The organism is Erysipelothrix piscisicarius (assembly GCF_003931795.1).
GTDB classification, from domain to species: Bacteria; Bacillota_I; Bacilli_A; order Erysipelotrichales; family Erysipelotrichaceae; genus Erysipelothrix; species Erysipelothrix piscisicarius.
This window is the reverse complement of sequence record NZ_CP034234.1, coordinates 1,356,248-1,374,946: the sequence shown is the minus strand read 5'-3', so window position 1 is coordinate 1,374,946 and position 18,699 is coordinate 1,356,248. Positions and strand designations below refer to the sequence as shown.

21 protein-coding genes are annotated in these 18,699 nt (G+C 37.8%); 19 read left to right on the top strand and 2 right to left on the bottom strand.

From position 1 onward, the window contains the following. Positions 1–89: 89 nt before the first annotated feature. Positions 90–1,364, bottom strand: a complete 1,275-nt coding sequence (locus EEI45_RS06820) for a D-alanyl-D-alanine carboxypeptidase family protein (RefSeq protein ID WP_125164648.1) — start codon at positions 1,362–1,364, stop codon at positions 90–92. Positions 1,365–1,514: 150 nt separating this feature from the next. On the opposite strand from EEI45_RS06820, the gene EEI45_RS06815 reads away from it, so the two are divergent. From EEI45_RS06815 to EEI45_RS06770, 10 genes are all read left to right on the top strand, one after another. Next, positions 1,515–1,898, top strand: a complete 384-nt coding sequence (locus EEI45_RS06815) for a hypothetical protein (protein ID WP_125164647.1) — start codon at positions 1,515–1,517, stop codon at positions 1,896–1,898. Next, on the top strand, positions 1,888–3,030 hold the full coding sequence (locus tag EEI45_RS06810) for a pyridoxal phosphate-dependent aminotransferase (protein WP_125164646.1): 1,143 nt from the start codon (positions 1,888–1,890) through the stop codon (positions 3,028–3,030). Before EEI45_RS06815 ends, EEI45_RS06810 begins: the two co-directional genes overlap by 11 nt. Before the next feature lie 155 nt (positions 3,031–3,185). Next, positions 3,186–4,190 (top strand): 30S ribosomal protein S2, encoded by a 1,005-nt coding sequence (rpsB, locus tag EEI45_RS06805; RefSeq protein ID WP_228410294.1) that lies wholly within the window; start codon positions 3,186–3,188, stop codon positions 4,188–4,190. Beyond that, positions 4,183–5,067, top strand: a complete 885-nt coding sequence (gene tsf / locus EEI45_RS06800) for a translation elongation factor Ts (RefSeq protein WP_125164645.1) — start codon at positions 4,183–4,185, stop codon at positions 5,065–5,067. Before rpsB ends, tsf begins: the two co-directional genes overlap by 8 nt. A gap of 51 nt (positions 5,068–5,118) precedes the next feature. Next, on the top strand, positions 5,119–5,832 hold the full coding sequence (gene pyrH / locus EEI45_RS06795) for a UMP kinase (protein WP_125164644.1): 714 nt from the start codon (positions 5,119–5,121) through the stop codon (positions 5,830–5,832). 2 nt (positions 5,833–5,834) lie between these two features. Further along, on the top strand, positions 5,835–6,380 hold the full coding sequence (gene frr / locus EEI45_RS06790; RefSeq protein WP_125164643.1) for a ribosome recycling factor: 546 nt from the start codon (positions 5,835–5,837) through the stop codon (positions 6,378–6,380). A 2-nt stretch (positions 6,381–6,382) separates the two neighbouring features. Beyond that, complete coding sequence (locus EEI45_RS06785) at positions 6,383–7,063, top strand: isoprenyl transferase (protein ID WP_125164642.1); 681 nt, start codon at positions 6,383–6,385, stop codon at positions 7,061–7,063. A gap of 1 nt (position 7,064) precedes the next feature. Beyond that, positions 7,065–7,832, top strand: coding sequence for a phosphatidate cytidylyltransferase (locus tag EEI45_RS06780; RefSeq protein WP_125164641.1), 768 nt, complete (start codon positions 7,065–7,067; stop codon positions 7,830–7,832). Between the two features lie 9 nt (positions 7,833–7,841). Then, entirely contained in the window at positions 7,842–8,906 is a 1,065-nt protein-coding gene (locus EEI45_RS06775) for a M50 family metallopeptidase (protein WP_125164640.1), read from the top strand. 70 nt (positions 8,907–8,976) lie between these two features. Next, complete coding sequence (locus EEI45_RS06770) at positions 8,977–9,420, top strand: hypothetical protein (protein WP_125164639.1); 444 nt, start codon at positions 8,977–8,979, stop codon at positions 9,418–9,420. A gap of 12 nt (positions 9,421–9,432) precedes the next feature. Here EEI45_RS06770 and trhA read toward each other — a convergent pair whose 3' ends face one another. Continuing rightward, complete coding sequence (trhA, locus tag EEI45_RS06765; protein WP_125164638.1) at positions 9,433–10,092, bottom strand: PAQR family membrane homeostasis protein TrhA; 660 nt, start codon at positions 10,090–10,092, stop codon at positions 9,433–9,435. Between the two features lie 151 nt (positions 10,093–10,243). Here trhA and EEI45_RS06760 point away from each other — a divergent pair, with 151 nt between their 5' ends. From EEI45_RS06760 to alr, 9 genes are all read left to right on the top strand, one after another. Beyond that, the gene (locus EEI45_RS06760) at positions 10,244–11,518 is read left to right on the top strand and encodes an N-acetylglucosaminidase (protein WP_228410293.1); all 1,275 of its coding nucleotides are present in this window, start codon (positions 10,244–10,246) and stop codon (positions 11,516–11,518) included. Beyond that, positions 11,497–12,039: a dockerin type I repeat-containing protein gene (locus tag EEI45_RS09525; protein WP_228410292.1), complete on the top strand. Its 543-nt coding sequence runs from the start codon at positions 11,497–11,499 to the stop codon at positions 12,037–12,039. The genes EEI45_RS06760 and EEI45_RS09525 overlap by 22 nt, the downstream gene beginning before the upstream one ends. Positions 12,040–12,086: 47 nt before the next feature. Further along, positions 12,087–13,490 carry a hypothetical protein gene (locus tag EEI45_RS06755; RefSeq protein ID WP_228410291.1) on the top strand — a complete coding sequence of 468 codons (1,404 nt, stop codon included), beginning with the start codon at positions 12,087–12,089 and terminating at the stop codon, positions 13,488–13,490. A 138-nt stretch (positions 13,491–13,628) separates the two neighbouring features. Beyond that, entirely contained in the window at positions 13,629–14,090 is a 462-nt protein-coding gene (locus EEI45_RS06750; RefSeq protein ID WP_125164636.1) for a transporter, read from the top strand. A 2-nt stretch (positions 14,091–14,092) separates the two neighbouring features. Then, positions 14,093–14,593 (top strand): DnaD domain-containing protein, encoded by a 501-nt coding sequence (locus tag EEI45_RS06745; RefSeq protein ID WP_125164635.1) that lies wholly within the window; start codon positions 14,093–14,095, stop codon positions 14,591–14,593. Continuing rightward, entirely contained in the window at positions 14,590–15,210 is a 621-nt protein-coding gene (gene nth, locus EEI45_RS06740; protein ID WP_125164634.1) for an endonuclease III, read from the top strand. Before EEI45_RS06745 ends, nth begins: the two co-directional genes overlap by 4 nt. After that, the gene (locus EEI45_RS06735) at positions 15,207–16,529 is read left to right on the top strand and encodes a UDP-N-acetylmuramoyl-tripeptide--D-alanyl-D-alanine ligase (RefSeq protein ID WP_125164633.1); all 1,323 of its coding nucleotides are present in this window, start codon (positions 15,207–15,209) and stop codon (positions 16,527–16,529) included. The genes nth and EEI45_RS06735 overlap by 4 nt, the downstream gene beginning before the upstream one ends. Beyond that, the gene (locus EEI45_RS06730; protein WP_125164632.1) at positions 16,530–17,546 is read left to right on the top strand and encodes a D-alanine--D-alanine ligase family protein; all 1,017 of its coding nucleotides are present in this window, start codon (positions 16,530–16,532) and stop codon (positions 17,544–17,546) included. Continuing rightward, positions 17,543–18,661 carry an alanine racemase gene (gene alr / locus EEI45_RS06725; RefSeq protein WP_125164631.1) on the top strand — a complete coding sequence of 373 codons (1,119 nt, stop codon included), beginning with the start codon at positions 17,543–17,545 and terminating at the stop codon, positions 18,659–18,661. The genes EEI45_RS06730 and alr overlap by 4 nt, the downstream gene beginning before the upstream one ends. Positions 18,662–18,699: the final 38 nt, after the last annotated feature.

Genomic DNA, 18,699 nt, shown 5'->3' with positions numbered 1-18,699 from the left:
AACCGCCATACCGAATCTTTTCAAGATTTGGTGTGGCGGTTCACAAAGGTTCCTTTTTTCTATTCTTTTCGAGAGCGTCGATCTAATTTTTAAAGATAGTACTTATGGTCACGGTAATCTTTCCATTGTCGATAAATTAGATAGACAATCCCGAGAATCCCGAATCCAACGGCTAAGATAAAACCGATGATTTTTATCGCTTCAAAAGCAATCTGAAGATAGGAAATTTTTATTACTTCATCATTAATGATTTCTTTTTCAAGAAGTGTTTTTCCTTTGTAAGAGAAACGAATTTCACCCATCTTCATACCTTCTGAGATGGGAGCCTCAAATTCTTTCTGACTTGGGATAAATTCGATTTTGATGTCGTCTTGATCATAATCTTTGGGTAAGTAGCTCATGATATCGTCTTCGAACCAGATATCAAAATCGGATCGCCCGTGTTTAATTGGGATGGTTTGAATGGTTGTGTTTTTATACAATAAAGGAACATAACGATAATGTTCAAGGACGTGTTGATAGACGGTTCCGTGGTCGATAATCTGAGTATACAGCCTGTTTTCAAAAGGGGCATTGGTTGAAATGAAAATGTAGGATTGTGATGCATCTTCTGCAACACTTGAAAGTGCACGTTCTGCGAGATCGGTTGTCCCGGATTTTGCCCCTTTAATCATCGTATAGCCTTTTTGGTGTGCAACACTTAAGGCTTCGTTAGTGAGTGCGATGCCGTTGGGATGAGTAGGGGTTGATGATGTAAGGTAGGTTTCGGTTTTATAGATAGTTTCGAATGTGGGTTTTTTTAATGAATACCTTAACAGTAATGCAAGGTCATCTAACGTTGTTAGGTGCTTTGGATCATCAAGGCCGCTCGTATTTACAAAGTGGGAGTTTTTCATTCCAATGCGTTGTGCGAGTCGGTTCATTTTTTCCACGAGTTTTTCGGGATCTTGTGTTAGATAGGTTGACATAGCTCGTGTCGCATCAGCTCCGGACGGTAACATGATTCCGTGAAGCAGGTCATTGAGTGTTAATGCATCTCCCTCTTGAAATCCGGCAACAGAGGCGATGGGATCCAAGCCCTCAAAAACCTCGGGGGGCAAGGTATAAATCGTGTCAAGTGATGTATCGCCCAATGCTTCAATTGCGGTAATGACCGTGAGGACTTTTGTGATGGAAGCAGGGTGAATCGGTGTGTCGTGATTTTTTTCGGAGAGTGTTTGACCTGTATTGGAATCAACAAGGATGTAATTTTGACTCTGCAGATCTAAATCGTAGATCGGAATTAAATCATGATTTCCCGCAGCGTTTATGGGAAGAAGTGTCATGGCTAGGATCAGAAGTGTTAGGACAATTTTTTGTTTCATAAGAATACCTCAATATAAGTTTAATTAATCATACGACAAAATAGACTGAAATGGGTAAAAAACAACTGAAAAATGTATAAGGTAGAGGATTGATGACTTGATTTTAGAAGTTCTATGATAAAATAATACTAAAGAGAAAAGAGGTCAATCATGAAATTATTAGTTATCAGTGATCGGGACTCCGTGAAGCAAGAGCTTACCGATTTAAACCGTGATTTTGAATATTTGGATTTGCGAAAAGGATTTCCCAATGAACAATTAATGGATGTCTATGAGATTGAAAAACCGGAGTTGTGTCGTGTTGTCCGTCAAGAAATTGAATCGATTCATCCGGATAAGATTGTTATTGTGGGGGAATTAACTGATTATGTATGGTTAGGGACAATTGTGACGCGTCTATTTGGTCAGTTCAATTCTTGCAACGGCCAACGTGAAAATGCTTTTGGAAAAACAACACTGTTCATTAACGGTAAAGAAGTTCCTTTATATGCAATTTATAAAACAAGCGATTGGAGGTATGTGGATGAAGCATAGGATTGAGGCTTTGACCCTAAGTGGTATACGTCAGTTTTCAGCGCGTTTTCAAGGTCGTGAAGATATGATATTTCTAACGATTGGTGAACCGGATTTGGATACACCTGAAATAATTAAACAAGCGGCAGTGGATGCATTGACGCGTAATGAAACGCATTATCCACCAGCGATTGGTAATCTTGATTTGCGCGATGCGATCGCTCGTTATGAATCACAATTTAACATCCATCCTTACAAAACTGATAATGTGATTATCACTAATGGTGCAACGGAAGGATTAACGTTGGCGATTTGGTCGGTTGTGACGGAAGGGGATGAGGTGGTGATTTTCACACCCAGTTTTCCGTTATATCAAACGCAAGTTACACTAGCGGGAGCAAAACCGGTACTTCTTGATACCAGTGAATCACAATTTCAAGTTACATCAGCGATGCTTGAGAAGGTCATCTCACCACGCACTCGTGCAATCCTTTTCGCAACACCCAATAATCCAACTGGGGTCGTTTATAATGAAGCAAGCATTCAAGCAATCCGTGAGGTGCTATCAAAACGATCAGATATTTACGTAATTGTCGATGAGGTGTATCGTTCAATGTTGTATGAAGGAAATATTCCATCATTACGCATGGATGAATCAATTCAAGACCAAATCATTATTACGCAGAGTTTTTCAAAGTCGCATGCAATGACTGGATGGCGTGTAGGGTACGTTTTGGCTGAAGCGCACTTAATCGAGTTGATGCATCGTCTTCATCAAAATCTTGTAACTGGAATTTCAAGTTTCTCCCAACCGGCATGTATTGCTGCATTGGATGTGGATACACAGTATATGGTCGATGCCTACGCAAAACGTAGAACGTATGTTTTAGCGCGCTTGGATGCAATGGGGCTTCAGTATGTAAAACCAGAAGGTGCATTTTATGTCTTTCCTTCGATTCAACGGTTTGGGATGCCTTCGGAAATTTTTGCCACGAAACTTGCGGAAGCATATGGGTTGGTAACCATCCCTGGAATCTATTTTGGGACTGAAGGATTTATTCGAATTTCATATGGAAGTCCTATGGATGTACTTGAAAAAGGCCTTGATCGATTGGAACAATTTATCACGGATTTTGACAAGGATAAATCGTGATTTAGCCTTGTTTAAGCAAGGACATTATGATAAAATAAACAATGGCATCAAAAGAATGCCTAATTCACACATCATGGATTCGTAGACCCCGTGCTCACGATGAGTTGTCTACTTTAGAAATGATGGAGGACTAACGGAAAGGTAGGAATTTAGTTATGTCAGTTGTGACAATGAAGAAATTATTAGAAAGCGGAGTTCATTATGGACACCAAACACGTCGTTGGAATCCAAAAATGAAACCATATATTTATGCTGCAAAGAATCGTATTTACATTATCGATTTAAATAAAACTCAAGAAAAACTTGATGAAGCATATGCGGCAATGAAAGATATCGCAGAAAAAGGCGGTAAACTTTTAATTGTAGGTACAAAGAAACAAGCTCAAACAATCGTATTAGAAGAAGCATTACGTAGTGGATCATTCTTTATCAACCAACGTTGGTTAGGTGGTACATTAACAAACTTCCGTACAATCCAAAAATCAATTCGTCGTTTAGTTGAAATTGAAGAAATGGAAAACAGCGGATCAATCAATGTTTATACTAAAAAAGAAGTGTCATTATTACTTAAAGAAAAAGACCGTCTAGAAAACTTCTTAGGTGGAATTAAAGAAATGAAGAAACTTCCAGATGCATTATTTGTGGTAGACCCAATTGAAGATGCTAACGCTGTTGCTGAAGCACGTAAATTAGGAATCCCAGTATTTGGAATCGTTGATACAAACTGTGATCCAGATGCAGTTGATTACGCAATTCCTGGTAACGATGACGCAATCCGCGCAATCCGTACAATCGTAGGATTAATGGCTGATGCAATGATCGAACCAAAAGGTGGCGTATTACAAGTTGCTTATCAAGATCAAGATGTTGAAGATATCACAATGGAAGACGTTATCGTTAATGTAGAACAACAAGCTGCTGAAAATGACCGTCGTCGTCGTCAACGTTTCGAAGAACGTCGTAAACGCGATGATCGTCGTCGTCAACAGCGTTATACACGTAATGACCGTCCAACAAATAACCGTGATGAAAAAGTAGAAGCAAAACAGAAACAAAAACAGAAACAAAAACAGAAACAAAAACAGAAACAAAAACAGAAACAAAAACAGAAACAAAAACAGAAACAAAAACAGAAAAAAGTGAGGCGTAAAGATGATTAGTGCAAAGTTAGTTAAAGAACTTCGTGATCTTACTGGAGCTGGAATGATGGACTGTAAGAAAGCTCTTGAAGCTACTGAAGGCGATATTCAAGCTTCAGTTGACTGGTTACGAGAAAAAGGTATTTCAAATGCTCAAAAGAAATCAGGTCGTATTGCTACTGAAGGAACAACAAAGGTTACTGTTAAGGGAAACCGCGGTATTGTTATCGAAGTAAACTCAGAAACAGACTTTGTTGCCAAGAATGATCAATTCGTAGAACTCGTTGATACATTAAGCAACGTACTTCTTGAAGCTAATCCTGCAGATTTAGATGCAGCTTTAGCAGTTGATGTTAATGGACAAACAGTATCAGATTTAGTTGTTGCTGCAACAGCTACAATCGGAGAAAAAATTACATTACGTCGATTTGCAATCGTTGAAAAATCAGATGATGAAGTATTCGGTGAATACATGCATATGGGTGGAAAAATTTCAGCATTAGCAGTTCTAAAGAACGCAGATGATGAATTAGCAAAAGACATGGCAATGCAAATTGCATCAATGTCTCCACAATATGTATCACAAGCTGAAATTCCTTCAGAAATCATTGATCATGAAACAAACATTCAAGTTGAAATCGTTAAAAATGACGAATCACTTTCAAATAAACCAGAACAAGTAGTTGCTGGAATCATCAAGGGACGTGTAAGCAAATCAATGCAAGACATCTCTTTAGTTGACCAAATCTTCTTTAAAGATGGTAAAGCTAAGGTTTCACAAGTACTTAAATCAGCAAATGCTAACGTAGAATCATTTATTCGTTATGCAGTTGGTGAAGGTATTGAAAAACGCGAAGAAGATTTCGCAGCTGAAGTTGCAAAAGCAGCTCAAGTTTAATTAATGATATAAGGACACAGTTACTGTGTCCTTTTTGAAAGGACGTGCAACATGTACAAACGCGTATTGTTAAAATTAAGCGGTGAAGCTCTATCAAAAGATGGAGAAATATTTGATCCGATCGTTCTCGATGATTTATCAGAACAAATTAAAACAATCGTCAACGATGGTGTCGAAGTCGCTATTGTTGTCGGAGGAGGAAACTTTGTAAGAGGTCGTATGGCTGATGATTTAGGTATTGATCGCATGCAAGTTGACTACATGGGAATGTTGGGCACAGTAATCAACGCTTTAGCAATCCAAGGCGCTTTAGAACGCAACGGTGTTGAAACACGCGTTCAAACAGCAATTGATATGACTAAGGTCGCAGAACCCTTTATTCCACGTCGTGCAATCCGTCATTTAGAAAAAGGACGTGTTGTCGTATTTGGTGCGGGTACAGGCTCTGCATACTTTTCAACGGATACTACTGCTGCACTACGTGCATCAGAAATTAAAGCTGATGTTATTTTAATGGCAAAAAATGGTGTGGATGGTGTTTATAATTCAGATCCAAGAGTTAATCCAGATGCCTTAAAATATGATAGTTTATCCTATATGGATGTAATTCAAGAAGAACTTGCAGTCATGGATACAACTGCAACATCGATGTGTATGGATAATGATATTGATTTAATTGTATTTAATATGAATGAAAAAAATAATATAATAAAAGCAGTAAAAGGTGAAGCAGTAGCAACACGTGTATCTAAGGGAGGAAAATAAAGATGCAATCAATCATTAACGATGGTCGTCTTTTAATGGACGAAGTAATTGAAAACTTTGAGACACGCTTAGGCGGTTTACGTTCAGGCCGTGCGAATGTGTCAATGTTATATGGGGTGTCAATTGACTATTATGGTTCAGCAACACCCATTGAACAAATTGCTCAAATTTCAGTAGTCGAAGGGCGTCAATTGGTAATCAAGCCATTTGATCCATCTGCACTTAAAGAAATTGAACATACAATTAATAACGGTAACCTAGGGTTACTTGCTCAAAATGATGGTACGGTGGTTCGTATTAATGTACCTCAATTAACTGAAGAAACACGTAAAGAAGTTTCAAAACAAGTTGGTACTTTAGCAGAAGATGCAAAAGTAGCTGCACGTAATGTTCGTCGAGATTTAAATGATGAAATTAAGAAACTTGAAGATCTTCCAGAAGATCAAGAAAAACGTCTTCTTGATGATGTCCAAAAACTTACAGATGATATTACAAAGAAAATTGATGCGATTTCAAAAGATAAAGTTAAGGAAATCATGACAATTTAATTATGAATAGCCTAAAACATGTGGCCATCATTATGGATGGCAACGGACGTTGGGCAACAAAGCAAAAAAAAGAGCGTACATTCGGTCACTACTACGGGAGTGAGAATGTACGTGATATTGCTTTGGAAGCCTTAGATTTGGGTGTTGAGGTCATTACTTTGTATGCATTTTCGACTGAAAACTGGAAACGTCCTCAAAAAGAAATCGATTATCTGATGAAATTACCGGCTGTGTTTTTTGAAAAGTTTTTAAATGAATTGATGGAAAAGGGCATTAAGATCCGAACAATTGGTGATCTTACGAAAATTCCTGCACGTACGCGTAAGGTAATGGATAATGCGGTTGAACGCACAAAAGATAATAACAAATTAATTCTTAATTTCGCATTGAATTATGGTTCACGTGATGAAATCGTTCGGGCGGCCCAATCAATTGTGGATGAAGGTATTGAAACTGTTACGGAAACAGTATTTGAATCGTATTTAGATACGTTTGGATTACCCCCTGTTGATCTCTTAATTCGTACAGGAGGCGATCGTCGACTTTCGAATTACTTATTGTGGCAATTAGCGTATGCGGAACTTCTCTTTGTAGATGTTCAATGGCCAGAGTTTGATCGTCCAATGTTTAAGTCGTGTGTAGAGGATTTCAATCAACGAAATCGTAGATTTGGAGGACTTTAGTATGAAAGAGCGCATAACCACTGCCATTGTATTAGTCGCTGTTTTTGGTGCAGCCTTATTTGCAGGGAATCGGGCTCTTTTTACTTTAATCATGGGTTTAATTCTTTTGGGAGCATATGAAATATATCTTCTCAATAAATCGCGATTAAAGCCCGTTATTGTCCCTATAATCATCGCATTTACCATAACAGGTGGCTTAATTCAAGCCGATTATTTGCCATCCTATACTGCTGTCTTAATCATGACGCTTTTTGCACTGACGGTATTTTTCGAATGGTTTACCTTTGATAATGTTTCCTATATGTTTATCCTCATAATGATGTTAGTTCTTGCGGTGCAAGCTGTGAGCGTAGTATTGAACTATGATAAGTTTGTATTTATTTATGTACTTCTTGCTACATACCTAACTGATACGTTTGCGTATTTTGGAGGTATGCTATTTGGAAAGCATAAACTCATTGAGCGGATTTCTCCAAAGAAAACGATTGAAGGTGCGGTGATCGGTTATGCGATGTCCGCAATATTATCCTTTATCTTTGGTTCAGTATTTATTCTTAACTACGTACCCTTAAATGCTGTCATTGCAGGGTCACTTATAATCCCTTTTATTGGTCAAATTGGCGATTTAGCATTTAGCTCAATTAAACGCCATTTTGATGTTAAGGATTTTGGCTATATATTCCCAGGTCATGGGGGTGTCTTGGATCGTGTTGATAGTGTGATTTTCGCACTCTTGACATTCAATATTATACTTACAATCTTTGTATAGGAGGTTTGCATGCAAGTATTACTTAATATATTTTATTTTGTTCTCGTTATGGGATTGATTGTATTCATTCATGAATTAGGTCATCTTATGGCGGCAAAGGCTTTTGGCGTCTATTGTAATGAATTCGCAATTGGAATGGGACCTAAAGTTTTCGAATATAAGAAAGAAAATTGGGAAACCAGTTTCTCAATTCGTGCATTGCCCTTAGGGGGATTTGTATCGATGGCTGGTGAACCAGGTGAAGCGGACTTTGGTGTCGAACGTGAACGAACCATTGTTGGGATTAAACCTTGGAAGCGTCTTATTGTGATGCTTGCCGGTATCTTTATGAATTTAGTGTTAGCGTTTGTGATTTTCACAGGGCTTTCAATGCATCTCGGTACGGTTGATGCACCCAAACCCATTGTGGCAGGTGTTGCGGAAGGGTCACCGGCAGAAAAGGCTGGACTACGCGTTCAAGATGAAATTACAAAACTAACATTTGATGATGGGAAAGTCGTGATTCCTCATGATTTTAATCAGCTCGTTACGAGTATTATGGTTTATGAAGATCATGAAGTTACCATTACGGTAATGCGAGATGGTCAAGAAGTTGATACAAAACTAAAACCTGAATTCAATAAAGAAGAAGAACGGTATCTCATTGGTGTTCAAGCAGTGAGTGGTGAACATCGCGATTTAGGGTTTTTTGAATCGATCATGATGGGCTTTACAATGCTGGGAACAATTATCCAGCAACTTGGTTTTGTACTAAGCAGACTTGTTCATGGTGTGGGTCTCAATGCTGTGGGTGGTCCAATTGGGATTTACCAAGTAACATCTCAAATTTCAAGTCAAGGATTTATTTTCTTCTTGAGCCTTATTGCACAATTATCCGTAAGTTTAGCGGTTATCAACCTTGTTCCGATTCCTGTAATGGACGGTGGACGTGCGCTCTTAACCCTTATCGAGATGATTATTCGAAGACCGATTCCAGAAAAAATTGAAAATGCCATTATGTCTCTTGGCGTTGCAATGATTATGGCGCTCTTTGTATTCATAATGTTCAACGATATTCGTAAACTTATTGGGTAACTGAAGTTGATTTAAGTTAAAAAAAGGCAAGAGCCTTTTTTTATGTTATAATGGTAAAAAGGAGTATTTTATGGCGTATAAGATTGAAAAACTTTCATTAGATAAAATGTGGCTGGCTACAATGGAGATTACGGTACCCGATTATTCTCGTGATCTATACTTAAAAGCAATTGATTCATTACGCAATGAGTTGATTCGTCTTAATGTAGAACTAACAGAGCCAGAATATAACTATACAGTGGCATATGATTCAGAAGACCGTATCGAACTTGTTGATGTTAAGCTTTTCATTGCTGTGAAAGAGCCGATTGAAGACCTTGGACCGATTAAGTTTGTTCAAGAGAAACCCGATGAGTTGATACGTATTGTTGCGGATTCATTTGTGGATGTTCATACGGGAATTGCAGAATGGATGCATGAACATGATTATGTCGCGGATGGCGATATGAGACGTGTTGTGGATGCAGATCAAGAATATGTCTTTGATTGCCCATATAAAAGAGCAGATGATTAATCTGCTCTTTTTTTATGCCATACAGAATACAATTGCGATAAAATGCGCAAGCGACGCTAAATTAATAAATAAATGCCAAATAAAATGATAATACTTTTTATCTTTTTGCATATAAAACCATGCCCCAATGCTATACAAGACACCACCAAGGACAATCAGTCCGAGAAATAAGGGCGTTGTATTTTCTAGTAAGCGTGGAATTAAGACGACAGCAGTCCATCCCATCACTAGATAAATCCCAACTGTAATGGATGGCTTAGCATTCTTAGCCAGAGCCTTATAAAGAATTCCTAATACTACCATAAGCCATTGAATTAGAACAATCACAATTCCAAATGTACCGCCAATGGCATAAAGTGCTATTGGAGTATAACTTCCAGCGATTGCCACAAAAATAAAACTGTGATCCAGAAATCTAAAGATATACTTATGATTCGAACCATACTCCATTGAATGATAAAGGGTAGATCCTAAAAACATAAAGAATAATGAAATTACGAATACCGCTTCTCCAGTAGCAAGGAGTGCGCCACCATCTTGATATGCATGAATGGAAACATAGGGAAGGCTTATAAGAAGTGCAAGCGCCATGATTCCGTGCGAGACACAGTTAAGAACTTCTTCTTTAAAAGAAAGTTTAATCATGTGCTTCATTGAATTTTCGTTTGTCATAATTACCTCCTAAGTTTATTCTACACTATCCACATATAAACTTATAGTAAATTCAAGTATGTGCGTATGTGAAATATTGTTCATGATGCACCCATTCAATTGTGATTGTGAGGGAATTATGGTATATTTTATTCCAAGGCGGTGGGTAATAATGAAACGTTTTAAACTTAAAAAGAAACTCTTAAAACTGATAATTTGTGCTGTGATTTTAGGATTTGTGGGGGTAAATTCAAGTGCATCGACGTATGCGGACCATAAAGGGTTGGAGGGATTTACACAAGAACTTGATCCTGAAATTGAACAGCTTCGTGATGAAGAGGATTTGGGGGAAATTGATTTGAATGAAAATCCAGATGTCCCATCCTTAGGTGGTGAAGACAATGAAACAGTAACCGTATTAAATCAAATGCGGAATTTTTCTTCTGGAGCCCGTGCACAACGTACAGAGGGGATTATTGAACCCAATGGATCGGGAAAATCTACCATTCTTCTATACAATAATTCAACAGGGGAAGCAGCACGTACGTATCTTTCAGATGGAGTCCTTTACAGTGGTGCCTTTCCGTTTTATGGCAAAGAAAACAATCGTTATAAAGTTCAAATTGCTGGAGCTATAGGTTGGGTTAATGCTTCGAACTTTAGAGAATATAGTTTCGATGAAGCAAAATCCATGAATATGTATAAAGTGAATGGAGATAACGAATTGGTTCACTATATCAGTCGTGGTGCAAATCAAACGAATGCAGCATCAATTCTTCTTGGACCAGCACCAAGTTTTTTACGTCCAGGAGTCAATTATTATTCGGCAGATGGTCATTATTTTTACACAAATCTCAAGACCATGGTTGCGGATTTAAAACTTAATAAAAATGCAGCGGCAATCAATGCTTCAAATCCTTGGTATAACTACTATCAATATTTATCAAATCGTGCAAAATCATCCGTTACTGCGCAAGATATCAATAAATATTTAGCACGCAAGGGTTATACCGCAGCCCCTTCACCTAAAGTAACTGAGGTTGAGAATTTACAGCCACATGAGTCACTATTGGTTGGCTCGGAAAGTCACTTTATAAATGAAGGGAAAAAGTATGGGATTAACCCTCTAATTACATTTGGAACTGCAGTAAATGAGTCGGCATGGGGACGAAGTAATATTGCCTTAAAAGATAAAAATATATTTGGGCATTCAGCCTATGATTCTGCACCTGAATCGGCGACTGTCTATGAGAGTATTGGGATGTCCATTTCTAACCATATGACCCATTTCTTGAACTGGCATTATATGGATGTTACGGAAGCGAATTACTATGGCGGTTATCTAGGGATAAACAAAGTGGTATTAACGTTAAGTATTCATCAGATCCATTTTGGGGCGAGAAAGCTGCAGAGTATTTCTACATCATGGATTGGTATATTGGTATGAAAGATTACAAGCAATATACCATCGGTTTGGTGACATCAAGTGGAACACCATCAGTTTATAAAGAGGCAAATGGAAGTTCTGCTTCAATCTACAAATTAAACGTTACAGGACAACATGTATTAATTCTTGATGAGATTAAGAAAGGATCAGAGGTGTGGTATAAAATTGCTGCAGATCCATTATTAACATCAAATCGTGACTTAATGCCTTGGGATACTGAGACAAGACCTTTTAAAACACCCTATAATGAAAATCATAACTATGGTTATGTAAAAGGGAGCGAAGTTAAAATCGTAGCGGGTAAGTTGCATAACGAAGAAAGTTCAAAACGCGGCGATTTAAATAATGACGGGAAAATTGATATTATGGATATGATGGTAATTCGTAGACATATTCTAGGTATTGATAAATTTGATGATAACCAGAAAAAAAGAGCGGATTTAAATAGTGATGGAAAAAATGATATTTTAGACATGATGGTAATTCGTCGTCATATTCTAAATATAGAAAGTTTGGATTAATTATGAAAAAAATTCTGAGTGTAATTATAGTATTATTTTTTAGCATAGTGTTATTACAAGAAAACAGAGTAGATGTTTATGCACATAGCGTCAGCGTTTATGCATCTGGAAGTGTAGTCTCGTCGGCTGGAGAAACAGTTTCAATTGAGATGAGTGTTTCAGATCCAAATGGAATGATTGAGGCAAATATCAGCACATCTGGAAATGTATCTGTTAACACAAGTTCGATAGCGTCGATGAGTTCGAGTGCTTCTGTTATTGTTACTGTAAATGGAAGCGGGAGTGTTACAGTTTCAGGGTTTGGAGCTGACTTGGATATGAATAAATACCCAATAAATTCTACTTTCAATTTTTCAGTTGTATCTAGCGGTGGGGGAAACTCATCGGGAAACGGTGGATCATCAGGAGGTTCGACTGGTGGGTCATCAGGTGGATCAAGTCAAGGTGGTGCAGAAGCGCCATCAAAGACACCTGAAGAACTCCAAGAAGAAGCTGAACAAGCAGAAAAAGAGCGCAAGGAAGAACTTGCGAAATCATTTTTAGTTGAGTCTATCGATATTATTTCCAGTGATACCAAACTTTATGGTGAAACGTTAAAGACAATAAAAATCGAAGAAGGTAAAACAGAATACGAGTATACATTACCTAAACGTGTCAATAAAGTTCTTTTAGATGTTGCCTCAACCGGCAATGATGTTACCTTAACGTTTGACAAAGAGTATGAATTCAAAGATGACGTAAAAGAGCATGTTATCACCGTTCGTGGTGCTCAAGAGGATGTCGTGAAGGAATATAAAGTCACATTAAAACGTAATTTAGATGAACCCACAGTCGTAAAGGTTGATGACCACGATGTGACGGTTTATGAAGATGAGATGTTAGATCGCTACATGGAATCAATTGGATTTAAACAAGCCGAAATTAAAATTGGGGACCAAAAAATCAATGGGTTTGGTAACGGTAATCTAAAAGCGATGTTAAGTCTTGAGAATGGCGAAGCATCATGGCGTGTATTCAGCAACGATGATGCCTATCTCGGGGATGCGGTTATGATGATGCGTTCTGAGAAAGAACCATTCTTTCTCCAATCAACAACAAATGGTAGTGACCATGAAAAGGTTAATAAAGCGACGTATGTTGACCATACCTTGGAATTGGATAAAAAAATTCTTGAAATTGATCCAGAGTTGAAATTTAAACAAACTTATAAAGCTTGGGATTTAGAAGATGAATCACAGTTGCTTTATGGTATCAATTCTAAAGGGAAACAAGGTTTTTATAATCTAGATGTCGACAAAAATATCGAATGGTCCGTTGTCGGTTTTGATCACGTCGATAATGCTTATGTTACAGCTACTTGGGGACTTTCTGGTGCACTTGCTGTTGTATCCAGTGGGTTGGTTGCAAGTGTATTAGAACGAAAAGGCATCCTTAAATTTAAGAAAAAATAACTGAAGCAATTCAGTTTTTTTTACGCATAAATTATCGAAGTGGCACCGTGATAAAAAGAAGTTTGATTTCAAGAAATTCCAGTGGAATGTCCGCCGTTTTCATTGTAATTATGGTAAAATAATGATTGAGGTGTGAACATGAAAAATAGAGTTAAAGCATTTTCAACAAATGTATTTTTGATTTTCTTAATCGTTTTGACAATCTATATCGGCTATGTAGGATTTATTGGTGGACCTCGCCGTGCTTATGAACGTGAAGATCAATTACATGTTGAAGCAATGATGAAATTAAAAGGCTATGAAGAGGCTCGCTTATTGAGTCGTTTTTCACTTGATCAAGTTTATTACATAACAGAAATAAAAGAAGATGAAGGCTCTAAAATTGTGTGGTTCAATAAAGGTTTAGATGCTTTCGGTGAACATGAAATGATTACCTATGAGCCGGTTTATGATTTGGCAGAGTCAATGGGCATTTCAAGTCGTAAAATTCGTTTGGGTGTCTATAATGACAAACTTGTATATGTATTAAAAACTAAAAATAAAGAAGTATTTGTAGATGTTGATGACTTATCCGTAGTTTTTGAATTGGAGGACTTTTAGTTATGTGGTGGAATAAGGCTTATATTAATCGCCGTGATTGGATTTTAGAGAATTTGGGTTCGCTGAAACTGACGCCTACCCAGACCCTAGTTTTATTAATGATTGATTTCTTGAATCAACAAGATGCTCCGATTACGCTTGAATTGTTGGCAGAACGTACGGCTTTAGACAGTCAAGTTGTGGATGAAACAATCCATGATTTAGTACGCCAGAATATTCTTGCGATTAAGGTATCGAAAGATGCCCTTGAGTTTAACCTTGACGGACTATTTCAAGACGGGGTTCGATATGAATACGTTAATGAAGGGATTTTTGAGGTGTTTGAATCGGAATTTGGACGATTGTTGTCTCAAAATGAATTGATGACTCTTAATACATGGTTATCAAAATATTCGGAAGCCGATATTTTGGACGGTTTAAGAAATGCTGTGATCTATAAAAAAGTATCAATGCAATATATCAATGCAATCCTTGCGAATAAGCAAAAAGAGCGTTTAGGATGACCGTAGCTGAAATGATTAAAATTTTGGATGCTGAGTTTCAAAAGGCGAAAAGTGACTTGGATTATCGCAATCCTTTTGAATTGTTGATTGCAGTTACTTTGTCGGCTCAGACAACCGATGTTGCAGTGAATAAAGTGACACCTGCCCTCTTTCAAGCTTATCCAACGCCCGAAGCACTTGCACAGGCAGATGTTAAAGTGGTTGAGTCGTATTTAAAGACGATTGGTTTGTACCGAAACAAAGCGAAGTATATTGTCGCATGTGCTCGGATGCTTGTTGAGGATTTTAATGGGGAAGTTCCCAGAACACGCACTCAATTGATGAAATTACCGGGTGTTGGTCGAAAAACAGCGAATGTTGTTTTAGCGGAAGGTTTTAAGCTTCCCGCAATCGCAGTGGATACTCACGTTGAACGTGTTGCCAAACGGCTAAAGCTTGCCAAACGAAATGATTCGGTAGAGGATGTTGAACGTAAGTTAATGCGTAAAATTCCGCGAGAGGATTGGGCTCGTGCTCATCATCTCTTATTATTATTTGGACGTTATCATAGCACCGCACGAAATGAGCGGGATGCTTTTGAGTTATTAGAAGAATTAAAGGAGAAACATCAATTATGAAAAATTTAAAAACCGATATCATTGCGGATTGGGTAAAAGGTTCTGTATTGGGTTCAGCGCAAATTCAAGGGGTTAAGGTCGATTCACGTACTGTGGAAGCAGGAGATTTATTTGTGTGCTTAAAAGGGGCTCGTGTAGATGGTCATGATTATATTGAAGATGTGATTGGTAAGGGAGCTGTAGCGGTTCTTGTTGATCATAAAATTGATAATCTTGATGTATGTCAGATTATCGTTGAGGATACAATGGTGGGCTTACAGATGTTTGCGCATGCATACCGTGAAACGTTAAATGCGACATTTATTGGTATTACAGGCAGTAATGGAAAGACTTCGACGAAAGATATTCTCTTTAGTATTCTAAGTCGTGTTGGAAGTGCTATCGCAACATACAAAAATCAAAATACTGAAATTGGAACTTACCTCAATCTCTTTCGCATGAATGAGGATACAGAATTCGGTATTTTTGAAATGGGTCTTGATTATGTCGGGGATGTCGCTGTCATGGCTGAATGTATTCGTCCGGATGCAGGACTTGTAATGAGTTTAGCACCAGCACATATGATGAATTTTGAAAGCATTGAACACATTGCTTCGGAAAAAATGAGAATCTTCGATTTTGTGACGCATAAAGATTTATCGTTTTACCAAGGAGATTTTGAACACTATCGTAATATAAGCCATGGTGAGCACACTTTTGGTTTTAATCAAGATAATGAATGGATTGTGTCAGATGTCGCTTCAAATAATGATGGCATCACATTTAAAGTAGATGGTATTGAATATTCAAGCAATCTTTTAGGGAATCACCAAGCGAGCAATTGTGCAGGGGTAATTGCCTTAATGCGTAAACTTGGCGTTGATGATGGACTTATTCGTGAGGGTTTGAATCACGTTGCATTAACCTCCCTAAGAACTGAGCTTGTAAACAAAGGGAATGCATTAGTCTTGTTGGATGCATACAAGTCCAATCCAATCAGTGCGAAATATGCTCTTGATTTGCTTGCACACTATGAATTTGAAGGGGAACGTATTGCTATCTTGAGTGATATGGTTGAGTTAGGTCCTGAAAGTCAACGTGCACATCTTGAGGTTCTTGATTGCATCCAAGATTTAGATATTAAAAGGGTTCATACATTAGGACCAGAATTTAATAAAGCGATTTCTCAACGTAAACTTGATTCGTCGCGATTCACAAATGATGAAACGTTTGAGGCATTTGTGGCACGGGTCACACCCTGTTTTAATGAGCATGCGATGATATTAATTAAAGGATCACGTTCGTATCAACTCGAGCGTTTAATGGAAGAGGTAAAGTAAATGGATAAGTTACAAGTGGCATTAGTTTTTGGATCAATTAATAGTGAACATGATATTTCAGTTGCAAGTGCAGCGTCTGTATTTGAACATTTTCCTAAAGATAAGTTTGACTGTGTACCTTTATACATTGACAAAGATGGAAAATGGTATACGGGTGATTATACATTAGCGATGATGCAATCAAATAAACTTGAGGGACATCGTGAACTTTATTTACAATTTAATTATGATCGTCCCGGTTTTATTTATGCAGATGATCAAAGTCTCTTACCGGTTGATGTGGCATTTCTAATGTTACACGGTCGTATGGGTGAAGGGGGACAAGTTCAAGGACTCCTAAAATGTGCAAACATTCCTTTTACAGGCTGTGATGTACTTTCTTCCGCACTATGTATGGATAAAGGCTTTACACATATAATCTGTGAAGCAGCAGGCATTAATATGGCTGATTATCAATTAATCACCCATATTAACGATATTGATATTGAAAAAGTAACTTATCCTTGTATTGTGAAACCAAGTCGTGAAGGGTCTTCTTTTGGTGTGACCTATGTGCGTAATTATGATGAATTACTGAAAGCATGTTTGTTTGCGTTTGAATTTGATACCCGTGTTCTCATTGAAGCGTATATCAAAGGAACTGAGGTCGGTCTCGGTATTCTTAAAACCGATCAAAAGATGATTATCAGTGAAGTGGACCAGGTTAATGTTTCCGGTGAGGTGTTTGACTTCCAAGAGAAATATCACCCACATGCAACCGAGACACTCCCTATCTCTACATTCCCTGAATCGGTCCGAAAAGAGGTACAGCGTTTGGGTGAGCTTGCATTCAATGTTTTAGATTGCGCTCAATTCTCGCGTATTGATTTCTTTGTAACTGAAGATCATCGTATTTTCTTAAACGAAATTAATACAATCCCAGGATTTACAAGTTCATCACGTTATCCGGGAATGTTAGACCGTGCCGGTGTAAGTTATCCAGAATTGATTACCAAAATGATTGAGGATTTACTATGATTAACAACTGTACTGTATTTGTAGACGAACAAAAAATCCTGAACAATACTGAAAAACTGCGTGAAATTATTAAACCTGAAACGAAAATCATTGCGGTCATTAAAGCCAATGGTTATGGTTGCGGTCTTGTGGAAGTAGCACATACTTGTGAAAAGATGAAAATTGATGTACTTGCAGTTTTAAACATTGAACAAGCCCGTGACCTTCGATCCCATGGAATTACGACACCGATTCTTCTTCTTGGTGCTACCCTCGAGTCAAATTTTAAGTATTTGATTGAGTATGATTTAATGCAAGTTATTGTTAATCATGACTATGCATTAAAACTGAATCAATTTGGTCTTGACCACGGTGTTAAAGTTAAAACACATGTAAAAGTTGATACAGGCCTTCATCGCTTGGGTATGGAAGATTATGAAGAGATTAAGACTTGTTATGCACTTGAGGGTCTTGAAGTTTGTGGTATTTACAGTCATTTTGTGGAAGCGCAGTCTTATGATGGAGATGCAGTTGCATTTTCAATGCTTCAACTTGAACGTTATAAGACAGTTATTGAAAAGCTCCATCAAGATGGCATTGATCCAAAGATGACCCATATTCAAAACAGTCCTTCCATCCTTAATTTTGGTGATTTAGGCTTTGATGCAGTTCGTTGCGGTATGATTATGTTTGGTCTCTATCACCCTTCACAACTGGAGATGTCTTTAAATGCGGGGTATGAACCCGTCCTATCTTTTGAATCACGCGTTTGCATGGTGCGTGAGCTTAAGAAAGGGGAGTATGTAGGTTATGGTCGCACATTCCAAGCAACGCACGATATGATGCTTGCTACGGTCTCAGCAGGCTATTGTGATGGGGTTATGAAGTCCTTGTCCCTCAATGGTGGTCATGTTGTTATTAATGATACACTGTGTCCGATTGTGGGTGATATTGCGATGTCTCAATTTATGGTTGATGTGACCGGAGTTCCTTGTGCGCTGGAAGATCGCGTTATTCTCTTTGGTCATGAGAAGCAAACAATTTATGATTACATCGCAATCACAGGACAATCGATTAATGAATTAATCAGTCATATTCTTTACGATATTCCTCGAATCTATATACATAAAATCTAAGAGATAATCCGTCTCTTTTTTTTATGCACGCAAAAAAA